This is a genomic window from Streptomyces sp. RLA123, from assembly GCF_056270165.1.
The window spans coordinates 3259642-3274520 of the sequence record NZ_JBWDOR010000003.1 but is presented as its reverse complement, the minus strand read 5'-3'; the positions used below and the strand labels follow the sequence as shown (position 1 = coordinate 3274520).

The window sequence follows — 14879 nt, the reverse complement described above, 5'->3', positions numbered from 1 at the left end:
TGCCGGGCGGCGTACGAACGCTTCGCCTCGTCATCGGCGGACACGGCGACGGACGGCGACGGGGCCGGGGCCGGGAGAAACGCCGGTTGAGCGTGCCCGTCCTCCCCGGCGGCGGGAGGTGCCGCCGGGGAGACCGGGTCAGTAGGCGGAGCCGGAGCCCGCGCCCGCACCCGCCGGGTGCCACACGGTCTTCGTCTCCAGGAACGCGGTCATGCGCTCCGTGCCGGGCTCGGCCGCCCAGTCCACAGCCTGTGGACGCAGGACCCGCTTGAGGTTGTCCGCGGCGGCCACCTCCAGCTCCCGGGCCAGTCCGGCGTCGTGCGCCGCGCCCGCGAGGTCGATGGCGTTGACGTCCTGGTGCGAGGCGAGCGTCGGCGCGACCTCGGACGTCCGGCCGGACAGCAGGTTGACCACACCGCCGGGGACGTCCGAGGTGGCCAGCACCTCGCCCAGCGAGAGCGCGGGCAGCGGGGCCTTCTCGCTCGTCACGACGACCGCCGTGTTGCCGGTGGCGATCACCGGGGCGATCACCGACACCAGGCCGAGGAAGGACGACTCCTGCGGCGCGAGGACCGCCACGACACCGGTGGGCTCGGGGCTGGAGAGGTTGAAGTACGGCCCCGCGACGGGGTTGGCGCCGCCGACGACCTGGGCGATCTTGTCGGTCCATCCCGCGTACCAGACCCAGCGGTCGATCGCGGCGTCCACGACGGCGGCGGCCTTGGACTTCGACAGCCCCTCGGCCTCGGCGACCTCGCGAACGAACTGGTCCCGGCGGCCTTCCAGCATCTCCGCGACGCGGTAGAGGACCTGGCCCCGGTTGTACGCGGTCGCGCCGGACCAGCCGGCGACGGCCTTGCGGGCGGCGGAGACCGCGTCACGGGCGTCCTTGCGGGAGGACTGCGGGGCGTTGGCGAGCCAGTCGCCCTTGGAGTCGGTCACCTCGTACACCCGCCCGCTCTCGCTGCGGGGGAACTTGCCCCCGACGAACAGCTTGTAGGTCTTGAAGACGGACAGCCGCGCTGCCTCGGGCTTCTCGGACTTCTCAGACATCGAGGTACCCCTCCAGACCGTGCCGGCCGCCCTCGCGGCCGAAGCCCGACTCCTTGTAGCCGCCGAAGGGCGAGGTCGGGTCGAACTTGTTGAACGTGTTGGCCCACACCACACCCGCGCGGAGCTGATTCGCGACCGACAGGATGCGCGAGCCCTTCTCCGTCCAGATGCCGGCCGACAGCCCGTAAGGGGTGTTGTTGGCCTTCTCCACGGCCTCGGCCGGGGTGCGGAAGGTCAGCACCGACAGCACCGGGCCGAAGATCTCCTCGCGGGCGATGCGGTGCGCCTGGGTGACACCAGTGAACAGCGTCGGCGCGAACCAGTACCCGGAGGAGGGCAGTTCGCACTCGGGCGACCAGCGCTCGGCGCCCTCGGCCTCGCCGGCGTCGGCGAGCGCGGTGATCCGCGCCAGCTGCTCGGCGGAGTTGATGGCACCGACGTCGGTGTTCTTGTCCAGCGGGTCGCCGACGCGCAGCGTCGACAGGCGGCGCTTGAGCGCGTCCAGCACCTCGTCGGCCACCGACTCCTGGAGCAGCAGGCGGGAGCCGGCGCAGCAGACCTGGCCCTGGTTGAAGAAGATGCCGGTGACGATGCCCTCGACTGCCTGGTCGACCGGGGCGTCGTCGAAGACGATGTTGGCGCCCTTGCCGCCCAGCTCCAGCGTGACCTTCTTCTTCGTGCCGGCGATGCTGCGGGCGATCTGCTTGCCGACCCCGGTGGAGCCGGTGAACGCGACCTTGTCCACGTCCTCGTGCGCGACGAGCGCGGCGCCGGCGTCACCGTAGCCGGGGAGGATGTTGACGACGCCCTTGGGCAGCCCCGCCTGGCGGCAGATGTCGGCGAAGAACAGCGCCGACAGCGGTGTGGTCTCGGCGGGCTTGAGGACCACGGTGTTGCCCGCGGCCAGCGCCGGGGCGATCTTCCACGCCAGCATCAGCAGCGGGAAGTTCCACGGGATGACCTGGCCGGCCACGCCCAGCGGGCGCGGGTCCGGGCCGTAGCCGGCGTGCGAGAGCTTGTCCGCCCAGCCGGCGTAGTAGAAGAAGTGCGCGGCGACCAGGGGGAGGTCGGCGTCGCGGGTCTCCTTGATCGGCTTGCCGTTGTCCAGCGTCTCCAGCACGGCCAGTTCGCGTGAGCGCTCCTGGACGATCCGGGCGATGCGGAACAGGAACTTCGCGCGCTCGGAGCCGGGCAGCGCCGACCACGAGGTGAAGGCGCGGCGGGCGGCCCGCACGGCGCGGTCCACGTCCGCCTCACCGGCCCGGGCCACCTCGGAGAGCACCTCCTCGGTGGACGGGCTGACGGTCTTGAAGACCCTGCCGTCGGCGGCCTCGGTGAACTCGCCGTCGATGAACAGGCCGTAGGAGGGCGCGATGTCGACGACGGAACGGGACTCCGGCGCGGGCGCGTACGCGAAGGCGGAGCCCGGCCTCGGCTGCTCGGGCCGCTGGGTGTCGGTCGTCTGTGTCTTTTTCGTCATGGGGTTCTCAGTCCACCGTCACGTAGTCGGGACCGGAGTAGCGGCCGGTGCTCAGCTTCTGGCGCTGCATGAGCAGGTCGTTCAGCAGGCTGGAGGCGCCGAAGCGGAACCACTCGTTGCTCAGCCACTCGTCGCCCACGGTCTCGTTCACCAGCACCAGGAACTTGATGGCGTCCTTGGAGGTGCGGATGCCGCCGGCGGGCTTCACGCCGATCTGGACGCCGGTGGCGGCGCGGAAGTCGCGCACGGCCTCCAGCATCAGCAGGGTGTTGGAAGGGGTGGCGTTGACCGCGACCTTGCCGGTCGAGGTCTTGATGAAGTCGGCGCCGGCGAGCATGCCGAGCCAGGAGGCGCGGCGGATGTTGTCGTACGTCGCCAGCTCGCCGGTCTCGAAGATCACCTTGAGCCGCGCGGAGGTCGTGTCGGAGCGGCGGCAGGCCGCCTTGACCGCCCTGATCTCCTCGAAGACCTTCAGGTAGCGGCCGGAGAGGAAGGCGCCGCGGTCGATGACCATGTCGACCTCGTCGGCCCCGGCGGCCACCGCGTCGGCGGTGTCGGCGAGCTTGACGGGCAGCGCGGCACGGCCGGCCGGGAAGGCGGTGGCGACGGAGGCGACCCGGACGCCGGAGGCGCCGAGCGACTCCTTGGCGATCGCGGCCATGTCGGGGTAGACGCAGATGGCGGCGACCTTGGGGGCCGTGCGGTCCGTCGGGTCCGGGGTGACGCCCTTGGCGCACAGCGCCCGGACCTTGCCCGGGGTGTCCGCGCCTTCGAGCGTGGTGAGGTCGATCATGGAGATCGCCAGGTCGATGGCGTACGCCTTCGCCGTGGTCTTGATCGAGCGGGTGCCGAGGCTTGCGGCGCGGGCCTCGAGGCCGACCGCGTCGACGCCGGGCAGCCCGTGCAGGAAGCGGCGCAGCGCGGCGTCCGAGGACGTGACGTCGGACATCGACGCCAGCCTCGCCGCGGCGTCCGGGCCGTGAGCGGGAACAGTGGTGGGCATGGTCACCACATGAGCATATCTACGCGCGTAGCACATGTCACCACCCGAGTGGTGGATTCGTGAGGACCGACGGCCGGATCCGGCAACCGTTTTCACCCGAGCGGTGGTCTGGAGGGTGAAGGGGGTCATCGATGAATCCGGACGACGAGGCGCAGTTCCAAGGCTACGTCCGTGCCAGATGGGCCCATCTGGTGCGTACCGCCTATCTCCTCACAGGTGACAGGCATCACGCCGAGGACCTGGCCCAGACGGCGCTCGCCAAGGCCTACCGGTCCTGGCGCAGGCTCCAGCGCAGGGACAATCCCGACGCCTATGTGCGCCGGATCCTGATCACCTGCAACAAGGACCGGTTCCGCAAGAAACGGGTGCCGGAGCGGCTGGTCGACGCTCCGCCGGACGGCGCGGGGGCCGATCCGACGGCGCGGGTCGCCCAGCGCGAGGTGCTGCTGGAGGCGCTCGGCGAACTCCCCGCCCGGCAGCGGGCGGTGGTGGTCCTGAGGTACTGGGACGACCTGTCGGAGACCGAGGTCGCCCACGTGCTGGGCTGCTCGGTGGGGACGGTCAAGAGTCAGGCCGCGAGAGGCCTGGCCAAACTCCGCAGCCATCTGGGAGCGGAAGCGGCAAGGGCGGGCGCCGGCCCGGAAGAGGGGCCGGCGCGGTGGGACACGGCGAGGAACACACAGGCAGGAGGAGGGGCCGATGGGCGGCATGGGGCAGGACGGGCAGTACAGGCCGAGCGCGGACGGCGGGCACAGCCGGTACAGCGCGGACACCGGGAACGAGGCGGCGACGGGGGACCCGCAGGACACCCCGTTCGAGGCGAGGCTGCGCGATCTGCTGGAGCGGGAGACGGACGGATTCCATCCCGGTGAGGCGCCGTACGCCTCGATCGTGCGGCAGGGCAGGACCGATCGCCGCCGTCGTATGGCGGCGGCCGGAGCCGGCCTGGCGGCGCTCGTGGCGGTGCCGGGCACGGCGGTGGCCGTGCACTTCCAGCCGGACGGGCGCGGGGCGACCGCGCAGCCGGCCGGCGGCACCGTGCCGACGAAGACCTCCGGCACGGCCCGTCCGCAGTCCTCCGTCCCTGCGGTGCGCGCGTCCCGCACACCGTCGGCTCCCGAGGGCCCGGCGACCCCTGGGCAGCTCGTGGACGGGATCACGATGCGGCAGGCGGGCGAGGCGATCGAGAAATGCCTGCGCTTCGACCGGCGGTACGAGCCCCGGGTGAAGACCTTCCGGCACGACTCCGGCACGGCCGGGGACTACCGCGTGATCCTCGCCATGAGGGCCACCGGTGACGACAACGCGCCGGGGGACGGCTTCAGCGTCGTCGCGGTCGACAGGTCGGACTCCCGGGCCCAGCGCTTGATCTGCACCATGAAGGACGGCAAGGTCTCCGGGCTGAACTCCGGGGGCGGGGACGACCCGGGCCGGGGCCCCGTGGCACCCGACATCAACGCCTTCAAGCTCTACGAGCAGACGATGATCACCAGCGACAGCTGGAGGCTCCCATACCGCTGGGGCAGCATCGGCACGGCCGAGCCCCAGGTCGCCAGGGTCACCGTCTCCTACGGAGGGGTCACCAAGGAGGCGGCCTTCGACCACGGCTACTACGCGGTCACCGGCATACTCACCAAGCCCGTGACGTCGGCGCCGCGCGTCAAGGGCTACGACGCGGCGGGCAGGCTGGTCTACGACTCGAGGCAGGACACCGCCTACGACCAGACCGTGGGCGGCTGACGCCGATGCACTAACGCAACCTCTGCCCCGTGAGGCAGCGGCGGCCCGTCAGGCACAATCTGATCTCATGACGAGCTCAGAGACCCCCGCCCCCGACCCGCAGCCCGGTCCGGGGCAGCCGAAGTACGCCGACCGGTCCTACCGATCGGCGGCCGGTATCGCCGGCGGTGTGATCATGCTCGCCATCGCCCTGTGGCTCGGCATCGACGCGATCCTCCGGGGTGACGGCCGCACTCCCTGGGCCGCTCTGGCGCTGCTGGTGCTGGTCGTGCCGCTGATCACCGCCTTCAGCCTGCGCCCGGTGGTGTTCGCGGGGGAGGAGCGGCTGCGGGTGCGCAACCCCTTCCGGACCATCGTCGCGCCCTGGGCGGCGGTGGAAGGACTGCGTGCCGGGTACTCCACCGAGCTGTTCGCCGGGGGCAAGAAGTACCAGCTGTGGGCGGTCCCGGTGTCGATGCGCGCCCGCAAGCGCGCGGCGCGGACGCGGGCGCGGTCGGTGGCCGCGGCCGATCCGGGCGCGACCCTGAACAAGCGCCTCGGTGCGTCGGACTCCACGAGGGCCTGGTCCGACCAGGTCGTCGACGAGCTGCGGGAGCTCGCCGAGAAGCACGCGGCCCGGGACACTGCCCAGGGCGAGGTCACGGTGCGCTGGGCGTACGAGGTGATCGCCCCCGCGGTGGCCGGGGCGATCGCCCTGCTGGTCCTGCTCGCCCTGGGGTGAGCCGGCGGCCCCGCGCCGGGCGCGCCTCCGTCCGGAGGCGCGCCCGCGAAAACCGCGCGGGAAAGGGGAAGGGCACGCCGCGGCTGAATTCCCGCGACGTGCCCTCGGTTGTGCACTCCTGCAACTCCTCCTGGCGGCGTCAACTCCGGCCGGGCTGATGCATCGCGAATGTCCCCGACGGGAACCCCTTGCCGGCCCCGCCGGCAGGCGCGGCCCCGGGCACCCGCACGGGCGGCCCGGTTCCGCGCCCGGGCTCGGCTCGTCGCCTGGCAGCACACCGCCGAGGCCCGATCGGATCCCGAACTGCCGGCCGCACTGACCAGGGATCACGACGCGGACTGCGGTGCGGTACCCGATCCGCGGGACACCACATGGCGGCCGGTCGTGGCGACCGGGCGGCACCTCCGGCGCCGGAAGGCCAGTGGGAGGTCCGCTTCGCGGACGCGGACGGGCCTCGGCCAGGGGACGGGAGAGCCCGGCCCGGCAGGCCCGCGGGAACACCTGCCGTGCATGGTTCAGCGTGCCTACGCATCCCCGGCCGTCCGCCGAGACGTCCCGGCACCACCGGCACAAGGGCAGCCTGGCACACGGCACTCACCGCGGGCGGACCCGCGAGCAGTGGCAGATCGACGTCACCGGCGGTGGTCGTATCCGGTATCCGGTGGACACCGCCGACGGCACGTGCTGGATCACTTTCGCGGGCGTGGGGCACCCCCGGCCACGGACCGCCCGCCGACGGAGCGATGCGGCGGCGTGCGGCCGTGTCGCTCCGTCAGCGGAGGGAGGCTCAGATGCCGGCGGCCGCCGCGAGGTCGGTCTTCAGCGCGGACAGGACCTCGGCCGCGCGCGTGCGGGTGGCCGCGAGGGTCTCGGCGCCGCCCGGGACCGGGAGGACGACCTCCAGGTAGCACTTGAGCTTGGGCTCGGTCCCGCTGGGGCGGACGATGACGCGGGCCGCCTCGACGGGGCCGGCGCCGGCCAGGTGGTAGCGCAGGCCGTCGGTCGGGGGCAGGTCCTCGGTGCCCTGGGTGAGGTCCTCGGCGGTTGTCACGGCCAGCCCCGCAAGGGAGGTCGGCGGCCGCTCCCGCAGCCGGGTCATGGCGTCGCCGATGAGGCCGAGGTCGGCGACCCGCACCGAGAGCTGGTCGGTCGCGTGCAGGCCGTACTCCAGGGCGATGTCGTCCAGGAGGTCGGAGAGCGTGCGGCCCTTGGCCTTGAGTTCGGCGGCGAGTTCGGCGACGGCGAGGGCCGCGCTGATGCCGTCCTTGTCTCGGACGCCCCCGGGGTCCACGCAGTAGCCGAGGGCCTCCTCGTAGCCGTACCGCAGGCCCTCCACCCGGGAGATCCACTTGAAGCCCGTCAGGGTGTCGGTGTAGTCCAGGCCCGCCCGGGCGGCGATGCGGGAGAGCAGTGAGGAGGAGACGATGCTCGCCGCGAAGGTGCCGGCGGCGCGCTGGTGGACCAGATGCGTGGCGAGCAGCGCGCCGACCTCGTCGCCGCGCAGCATCCGCCAGCCGGCCTCGGCGCCGCGGTCAGGGACGGCGACGGCGCAGCGGTCGGCGTCGGGGTCGTTGGCGATGATGATGTCGGTGTCGACGCCCGGCGCGAGCGCGCGGGCGGCGGCGAAGGACAGGTCCATCGCCCCCGGCTCCTCGGGGTTGGGGAAGGCGACGGTCGGGAAGTCCGCGTCGGGCTCGGCCTGTTCGGCGACGACGTGCGGGGCGGCGAAACCGGCCCGCGTGAAGGCGGCGGTCAGTGTGTCGCGGCCGACGCCGTGCAGCGGGGTGTAGACGACGGACAGGTCCCGCGGGGAGTGCCGGTCCACCACCGAGGCGACCCGATCCAGGTAGGCCTCGACGACCTCGTCGCCGTACACCTGCCAGCCGTCACCGGCGAGCGGCACGTCCGAGAGCGGGCCGATCGCGGCGATCTCGGCGGCGATGCCGGAGTCGGCCGGCGGCACGATCTGCGAGCCGTCGCCGAGGTAGACCTTGTAGCCGTTGTCCTGGGGCGGGTTGTGGCTCGCCGTCACCATGACGCCCGCGGCCGCGCCGAGGTGGCGTACGGCGAAGGCGAGCACGGGCGTGGGCAGCGGCCGGGACAGCAGGGCGGCGCGCAGCCCGGCGCCCACCATGACGGCGGCGGTGTCGCGCGCGAAGTCGTACGACTTGTGGCGGGCGTCGTAGCCGACGACGACCAGCCCGTCGCCCTGGCCCTGCGCCTTCAGATACGCGGCCAGGCCCGCGGCCGCCCGGATGACGACCGAGCGGTTCATCCGCATCGGGCCCGCGCCGACCTCGCCGCGCAGGCCGGCGGTGCCGAACTGCAAGGTGCCCGCGAAACGGTCCGCCAGGTCGTCCAGCGCGTCCTGGTCGCCGGCCTCGGCGGAGGCGAGCAGCACCTCCAGCTCGTCCCGGGTGTCCGGGTCGGGGTCCTCGGCCAGCCAGGTGCGGGCCTGCCGGATCAGCTCTGCGCTGCTGCTTGCGCTTGCCACGTGATGCTCCTGCGATGTCTCGGTCGTCGGTGCCGCCTCCGCCGCGCGGTGGCCGGTCTCGGGGCCGGCGTGCCTGCCGCGCGGGGCGGGCGGGCGTGCCGGGACCGTCCGGCGGGCGGCGGCCCGGGTGGGGGCGGCGCGTGCCGGGGGACAGTGGGTTACCGGGGTTACCTCCCCGCGCCCGCCGGTTCCCTAACCAGGTGGGCCGGGCGCCGGAGGCGCGTACCGGCGGGCGGGGTCTCCGCGCCCCGGTTCCGCCCGGTGGCCGGCCTCCCGCCGGACGGTCAGATCCGCTCCAGCACCTGGGCGAGGAGGGCACCCATGCGGGCGGTGGAGTCGCGGCCGGCCTCGAGGACCTCCTCGTGGTTGAGGGGCTCGCCGGTCATGCCCGCGGCCAGGTTGGTGACCAGGGAGATGCCGAGCACCTCGGCGCCCGCCTCGCGGGCCGCGATGGCCTCCAGCGCGGTGGACATGCCGACCAGGTCGCCGCCGATGGTGCGGACCATGTTGATCTCGGCAGGCGTCTCGTAGTGCGGGCCGGGGAGCTGGACGTAGACGCCCTCCTCCAGGGAGGGGTCGACCTCCTTGCACAGCGCGCGCAGCCGCGGCGAGTACAGGTCGGTGAGGTCCACGAAGTTGGCGCCGACGATCGGCGAGGTGGCCGTCATGTTGATGTGGTCGCTGATGAGCACGGCCTGGCCGGGCCGGTAGGTGGGGCGCAGCCCGCCGCAGCCGTTGGTGAGCACGACGGTCTTGCAGCCGGCGGCGACGGCGGTGCGCACTCCGTGCACCACGGTGGCCACGCCGTGACCCTCGTAGAAGTGGTTGCGGCCCAGGAACACCAGCGCCCGCCGGTCGCCCATCCGCACCGAGCGCACCTTGCCGGAGTGGCCGGCGACGGCCGGCGGGGGGAAGCCCGGCAGCTCGGTGATCGCGAACTCGTACTCGGCCTCGCCGAGCCGGTCGGCGGCCGGCACCCAGCCGGAGCCCATCACCAGGGCGACGTCGTGGGTCTCGTCGCCGGTGAGCTCGCGCAGGCGAGCGGCGGCCTCCGTGGCGGCGGCGTACGGGTCGCCCAGCGGAGAGCGGGCTGCGGTGGGATGTGCGGAAGAGTTCACGCCGATGAGGGTAGCCGGTTATCTCCTACGCGCGTAGACGTCTCAGGTCACGGTCTGCGAAACTTCGGAGGATCCGACGATTGACGGTCGCGTTGTGCCGTCCGCGGCGTCCCGTGGTGAGCGCTTCCTACGAGGATCGCCGCGTGTTCGTCCCCGCCCGGCCCCGGTGCGTGCCCCGGCGGTCAGCAGGGGCGCTTGCGGAGTTCCATGACGTAGTCGTGGGGCGCGCCCGCGGACTCGGCGGCGTCGGCCAGCTCACCGAGGTAGCGGGCGGAGGGGAGACCGCCCTCGTAGTCGTTGAGGACGTAGATCCACGCCGTCACGTCGCCGTCCAGGGTGTGCGCGCGGACCTGGTGGCGGCGGTAGATGCCGAGGGGGATGCCCTCCCAGCGGTCCAGCGACTCGTCGTCGACCGGCGCGATGTCGTAGAGCCCGACGAAGACCTGGTGCAGCGGGTCCTCCACCAGGGTGGCGATCGCGCCCTCCCAGCCCATCTGCTCGCCGCCGAAGGTCAGGCGCCAGCCGTCGAGCCAGCCGGTTCCGCGCAGCGGCGAGTGCGGGGCGCGGCGGGTCATCAGCCGCGCGTCGAGGTTGCCGGCGTACGCGGCGTAGAGCGACATGGTGACGAGAGTACGACAGAGGGACCCCGGCCACCCGACCACGACGGCCGGGCCGCGGGGCCGCGTAGGTGATCACTTGGCGCGTGCGGGACAATGGAGCACGTGACTCGGATCGTGATCATTGGTGGCGGACCCGGCGGATACGAAGCGGCCCTCGTGGCCAGCCAGCTGGGCGCGGAGGTGACCGTCGTCGACTGCGACGGTCTGGGCGGGGCGTCGGTGCTCACCGACTGCGTACCGTCGAAGACCCTGATCGCGACGGCCGAGGTGATGACCACCTTCGACTCGTCGTACGAGGAACTGGGCATCATCGTGGCGGACGACACGCCGCACGTCGAGCAGGCGGCCCGGGTCGTCGGCGTCGACCTCGGCAAGGTCAACCGGCGTGTGAAGCGTCTCGCGCTCGCCCAGTCGCACGACATCGCCGCCTCCGTCACCCGCGCCGGCGCCCGTGTCCTGCGCGGCCGCGGCCGGCTCGAGGGCATGCAGGCCATCGACGGCTCCCGCAAGGTCGTCGTGACGGCCGCCGACGGCACGACCGAGACCCTCACCGCCGACGCCGTGCTCATCGCCACCGGCGGCCGGCCCCGCGAGCTCCCCGACGCGCTGCCGGACGGTGAGCGCATCCTCAACTGGACGCAGGTGTACGACCTGGACGAGCTCCCCGAGGAGCTCATCGTGGTCGGCTCCGGCGTGACCGGCGCCGAGTTCGCCGGCGCGTACCAGGCGCTCGGCTCCAAGGTGACACTCGTCTCCTCCCGCGACCGCGTCCTGCCCGGCGAGGACCCGGACGCCGCCGCCGTCCTGGAGGACGTCTTCCGCCGCCGCGGCATGAACGTCATGGCCCGCTCCCGCGCCGAGTCCGCCAAGCGGGTGGGCGACCGCGTCGAGGTCACCCTCTCCGACGGCCGGGTCATCACCGGCAGCCACTGCCTCATGGCGGTCGGCGCCATACCCAACAGCTCCGACATGGGCCTGGAGGGGGCCGGGGTCAAGGTCAAGGAGTCCGGCCACATCTGGACCGACAAGGTCTCCCGCACCTCCGCCCCGGGCGTGTACGCGGCCGGCGACGTCACCGGCATCTTCGCGCTCGCGTCGGTCGCCGCCATGCAGGGCCGGATCGCGATGTACCACTTCCTCGGCGAGACGGTCGGCCCGCTCAACCTCAAGGCGGTCTCCTCGAACGTCTTCACGGACCCCGAGATCGCCACCGTCGGCTACACGCAGTCCGACGTCGACGCCGGCGTCATCGACGCCCGCGTCCTGAAGCTGCCGCTGCTGCGCAACCCGCGCGCGAAGATGCAGGGCATCCGGGACGGCTTCGTGAAGCTCTTCTGCCGTCCGGGCACCGGGATCGTGGTCGGCGGCGTGGTCGTGTCGCTGCGCGCGAGCGAGCTGATCCACCCCATCTCGATCGCGGTCGACAACAATCTGACCGTGGAGCAGATGGCGAACACCTTCACGGTCTATCCGTCGCTGTCGGGCTCCATCGCGGAGGCCGCACGGCAGTTGGCGACCCGGAAGGCCGCGGGGGAGCTGTAACCGCGGGGCACGGCACCGCAGCTTTCCGTATAGCACGCGCCGTCCGACTTCACGAACAACTTCTGTTAATCGGTGCAAACTGCTGATAGCAGACGGTCATTGGCGTTACTGTCAGTTTCGTGTTCGCAGCAGAACGTCGCCAATTGATCCTCGAAATGGTGCGCGCCAACGGAGCGGTTTCCCTCCGTGAGCTCGCCCGCGTCGTCCAGACCTCGGAAGTGACCGTACGGCGTGACGTGCGGGCGCTGGAGGCAGAAGGACTGCTCGACCGCCGGCACGGCGGTGCGGTGCTGCCGGGGGGCTTCACCAGGGAGTCCGGCTTTCCGCAGAAATCCCATCTATCGACCGCGGAGAAGACGGCGATCGCCGATCTCGCGGCCGGTCTCGTCGAGGAGGGCGAGGCCATTGTCGTCGGTGCCGGTACCACCACCCAGGAGCTGGCACGCCGGCTCGCCCGGGTGCCGGGGCTGACCGTCGTCACCAATTCCCTGCTCGTGGCGCAGGCGTTGGCGCATGCCAACCGGGTCGAGGTCGTCATGACCGGCGGCACGCTCCGCGGGTCCAACTACGCGCTGGTCGGCAGCGGCGCCGAGCAGTCCCTGCAAGGGCTGCGGGTCTCCCGGGCGTTCCTGTCCGGGGCCGGCCTCAGCGCCGAACGCGGCCTGTCCACCTCGAACATGCTCTCCGCGAGCGTCGACCGGGCCCTGGTCCAGGCGGCCGCGGAAGTCGTGGTGCTGGCCGACCACACCAAGCTGGGCACGGACACCATGTTCCAGACCGTGCCCACGGATCTGATCACCCATCTGGTCACCGACGCGCCGCCCGCGGGCGACGACCGTGCGGCGACCGAGCTCCAGGCGCTGGCGGACCGCGGTGTGCAGGTCGCGGTGGCGTCGACCGACGGTGTGGACGGCGGGATGCCCCACGGGCGGCAGCGGCGGGAGATGCCGCCCGTGCCGGGCCCCCGTCGCCACCAGCACCCCCAGGCGGGCTACTCCGGTGGCAGCGCGGCCCCACCCGGTGAGCCGCGCGCCCGGGCCGCCGGCCAGTCGGCCGGAGGCGTCGCAGGGAGCATGTCCCCGCTGCGCACCGCCCAACTGGCCGGGGAGCAGCAGGCCGCGCGGATCGCGGACCTGGCACCCCGCCGCCGCTGACCACCGCGGGCCCCGGCCGATCGTCGGCCGGGGCCCGCGTGCGGTGCCGTGCGTACTGTGCCGCCAGGAGCGGATCAGTCCTTGATCTCGCAGATCAGCGCGCCGGAGGAGACCGAGGAGCCGACCTCGGCGGTCAGGCCCTTGATGGTGCCGGAGCGGTGCGCGTTGAGCGGCTGCTCCATCTTCATCGCCTCCAGGACGACGACCAGGTCGCCCTCCTTGACCTCCTGGCCCTCCTCGACGGCCACCTTCACGATGGTGCCCTGCATCGGCGAGGCGAGGCTGTCGCCGGAGGCGGCGGAGCCGGCCTTCTTCGCGGTGCGCCGCTTGGGGCGGGCGCCGCCGGCGGCCGCCGTACGGGCCAGGGTCATGCCCAGCGAGGCCGGGAGGGAGACCTCCAGGCGCTTGCCGCCGACCTCGACCACGACGGTCTCACGGCCCGACTCGTCGGACTCCTCGCCGTCGGTGAGGGCGGTGAAGGGCGGGATCTCGTTGGCGAACTCCGTCTCGATCCACCGGGTGTGGACCGTGAACGGACCCTTCCCGCCGTGCACCTCGGGGGCGAACGCCGGGTCGGCGACCACCGCGCGGTGGAACGGGAGGGCGGTGGCCATGCCGTCGACCTGGAACTCCGCCAGGGCGCGGGCGGCGCGCTGCAGCGCCTGCTGCCGGGTGGCGCCGGTGACGATCAGCTTGGCCAGCAGCGAGTCCCACGCGGGGCCGATGACACTGCCGGCCTCCACGCCCGCGTCCAGGCGCACGCCCGGGCCGGACGGGCTGTCGAACCGCGTGACGGTGCCGGGGGCCGGCAGGAAGTTGCGGCCCGGGTCCTCGCCGTTGATGCGGAACTCGAAGGAGTGACCGCGCATCGGCGGGTCGTCGTAGCCGAGCTTCTCGCCGTCGGCGATCCGGAACATCTCGCGGACCAGGTCGATGCCGGTGACCTCCTCGGTGACCGGGTGCTCGACCTGGAGACGGGTGTTGACCTCCAGGAAGGAGATCGTGCCGTCGGTGCCGACCAGGAACTCGCAGGTGCCCGCGCCGACGTAGCCGGCCTCCTTGAGGATGGCCTTGGAGGCGCGGTAGAGCTGCTCGTTCTGCTCGGGGGTCAGGAAGGGCGCGGGCGCCTCCTCCACGAGCTTTTGGTGGCGGCGCTGCAGCGAGCAGTCACGGGTCGAGACGACGACCACGTTGCCGTACTGGTCGGCCAGGCACTGGGTCTCCACGTGCCGGGGCTTGTCCAGGTAGCGCTCGACGAAGCACTCGCCGCGCCCGAAGGCGGCGACCGCCTCGCGCACCGCGGATTCGTAGAGCTCCGGGACCTCCTCCAGCGTGCGGGCGACCTTCAGGCCGCGTCCGCCGCCGCCGAAGGCGGCCTTGATGGCGATCGGCAGGCCGTTCTCGCGCGCGAAGGCGACGACCTCGTCCGACCCGGAGACCGGGTCGGGGGTGCCGGCCACCAGCGGCGCGCCGGCGCGCTGCGCGATGTGCCGGGCGGCGACCTTGTCACCCAGGTCGCGGATCGCCTGCGGCGGCGGGCCGATCCAGGTCAGGCCCGCGTCGAGGACCGCCTGGGCGAAGTCGGCGTTCTCCGACAGGAAGCCGTACCCCGGGTGGACGGCGTCCGCCCCGGCTTCGGCAGCGGCCGCCAGCACCTTGGACATGTCCAGGTAACTGGTGGCCGGAGTGTCACCGCCCAGCGCGTACGCCTCATCGGCCACGCGCACATGCAGCGCGTCCCGGTCCGGCTCCGCGTAGACGGCCACACTGGCGATCCCGGCATCACGGCAGGCACGGGCGACGCGGACTGCGATTTCACCGCGGTTGGCGATGAGGACCTTGCGCACGATGGCTCCCTCCTTGAAACAAGCAGAGTTTAGGTACTGGCGACACTTCGTGCCGAGGCGCCCCTGGGGGTGAGCTTGCCCACACGGAGGGTGACACGGGTCCCCGC

General features: G+C 72.6%; 11 protein-coding genes and 1 pseudogene. 5 read left to right on the top strand and 7 right to left on the bottom strand.

Annotated elements, in window-relative coordinates:
* Positions 1-138: 138 nt before the first annotated feature.
* Genes RV983_RS14700 through deoC form a run of 3 tightly spaced genes read right to left on the bottom strand, consistent with a single transcriptional unit; the run spans position 139 to position 3536 of the window.
* Complete coding sequence (locus RV983_RS14700; protein WP_475986245.1) at positions 139-1053, bottom strand: aldehyde dehydrogenase family protein; 915 nt, start codon at positions 1051-1053, stop codon at positions 139-141.
* Entirely contained in the window at positions 1046-2533 is a 1488-nt protein-coding gene (locus RV983_RS14695) for an aldehyde dehydrogenase family protein (RefSeq protein ID WP_475986244.1), read from the bottom strand. The genes RV983_RS14700 and RV983_RS14695 overlap by 8 nt, the downstream gene beginning before the upstream one ends.
* 7 nt (positions 2534-2540) lie before the next feature.
* Positions 2541-3536, bottom strand: coding sequence for a deoxyribose-phosphate aldolase (deoC, locus tag RV983_RS14690; protein WP_475990328.1), 996 nt, complete (start codon positions 3534-3536; stop codon positions 2541-2543).
* A gap of 131 nt (positions 3537-3667) precedes the next feature.
* Between deoC and RV983_RS14685 the strand changes: the two are divergent.
* From RV983_RS14685 to RV983_RS14675, 3 genes and pseudogenes are all read left to right on the top strand, one after another.
* Positions 3668-4162, top strand: a pseudogene (locus RV983_RS14685) (SigE family RNA polymerase sigma factor); the annotation flags it as partial.
* Positions 4163-4235: 73 nt separating this feature from the next.
* Positions 4236-5276: a hypothetical protein gene (locus tag RV983_RS14680; RefSeq protein ID WP_475986243.1), complete on the top strand. Its 1041-nt coding sequence runs from the start codon at positions 4236-4238 to the stop codon at positions 5274-5276.
* A 67-nt stretch (positions 5277-5343) separates the two neighbouring features.
* Positions 5344-5997 carry a PH domain-containing protein gene (locus RV983_RS14675; RefSeq protein ID WP_475986242.1) on the top strand — a complete coding sequence of 218 codons (654 nt, stop codon included), beginning with the start codon at positions 5344-5346 and terminating at the stop codon, positions 5995-5997.
* A 787-nt stretch (positions 5998-6784) separates the two neighbouring features.
* On the opposite strand, the gene RV983_RS14670 is transcribed toward RV983_RS14675, so the two are convergent.
* The 3 genes from RV983_RS14670 to RV983_RS14660 all read right to left on the bottom strand — a co-directional run bounded on the left by RV983_RS14670 (position 6785) and on the right by RV983_RS14660 (position 10229).
* The gene (locus RV983_RS14670) at positions 6785-8491 is read right to left on the bottom strand and encodes a phospho-sugar mutase (protein WP_475986241.1); all 1707 of its coding nucleotides are present in this window, start codon (positions 8489-8491) and stop codon (positions 6785-6787) included.
* 284 nt (positions 8492-8775) lie between these two features.
* Entirely contained in the window at positions 8776-9609 is an 834-nt protein-coding gene (locus RV983_RS14665) for a purine-nucleoside phosphorylase (protein WP_475986240.1), read from the bottom strand.
* Between the two features lie 182 nt (positions 9610-9791).
* Positions 9792-10229: a gamma-glutamylcyclotransferase family protein gene (locus RV983_RS14660; RefSeq protein WP_475986239.1), complete on the bottom strand. Its 438-nt coding sequence runs from the start codon at positions 10227-10229 to the stop codon at positions 9792-9794.
* A 93-nt stretch (positions 10230-10322) separates the two neighbouring features.
* On the opposite strand from RV983_RS14660, the gene RV983_RS14655 reads away from it, so the two are divergent.
* Complete coding sequence (locus RV983_RS14655; RefSeq protein ID WP_475986238.1) at positions 10323-11771, top strand: NAD(P)H-quinone dehydrogenase; 1449 nt, start codon at positions 10323-10325, stop codon at positions 11769-11771.
* A 119-nt stretch (positions 11772-11890) separates the two neighbouring features.
* On the top strand, positions 11891-12925 hold the full coding sequence (locus RV983_RS14650) for a DeoR/GlpR family DNA-binding transcription regulator (protein WP_475986237.1): 1035 nt from the start codon (positions 11891-11893) through the stop codon (positions 12923-12925).
* 74 nt (positions 12926-12999) lie between these two features.
* Here the strand turns inward: RV983_RS14650 and RV983_RS14645 are convergent, their stop codons facing one another.
* Positions 13000-14772, bottom strand: coding sequence for an acetyl/propionyl/methylcrotonyl-CoA carboxylase subunit alpha (locus RV983_RS14645; protein ID WP_475986236.1), 1773 nt, complete (start codon positions 14770-14772; stop codon positions 13000-13002).
* Positions 14773-14879: the final 107 nt, after the last annotated feature.

Excerpts from the sequence above, each read along its gene's own strand:
- RV983_RS14700 (WP_475986245.1), bottom strand. The coding sequence starts at position 1,053 with ATGTCTGAGAAGTCCGAGAAGCCCGAGGCAGCGCGGCTGTCCGTCTTC.
- RV983_RS14695 (WP_475986244.1), bottom strand. The coding sequence starts at position 2,533 with ATGACGAAAAAGACACAGACGACCGACACCCAGCGGCCCGAGCAGCCG.
- deoC (WP_475990328.1), bottom strand. The coding sequence starts at position 3,536 with ATGCCCACCACTGTTCCCGCTCACGGCCCGGACGCCGCGGCGAGGCTG.
- RV983_RS14680 (WP_475986243.1), top strand. The coding sequence starts at position 4,236 with ATGGGCGGCATGGGGCAGGACGGGCAGTACAGGCCGAGCGCGGACGGC.
- RV983_RS14675 (WP_475986242.1), top strand. The coding sequence starts at position 5,344 with ATGACGAGCTCAGAGACCCCCGCCCCCGACCCGCAGCCCGGTCCGGGG.
- RV983_RS14660 (WP_475986239.1), bottom strand. The coding sequence starts at position 10,229 with ATGTCGCTCTACGCCGCGTACGCCGGCAACCTCGACGCGCGGCTGATG.
- RV983_RS14655 (WP_475986238.1), top strand. The coding sequence starts at position 10,323 with ATGGAGCACGTGACTCGGATCGTGATCATTGGTGGCGGACCCGGCGGA.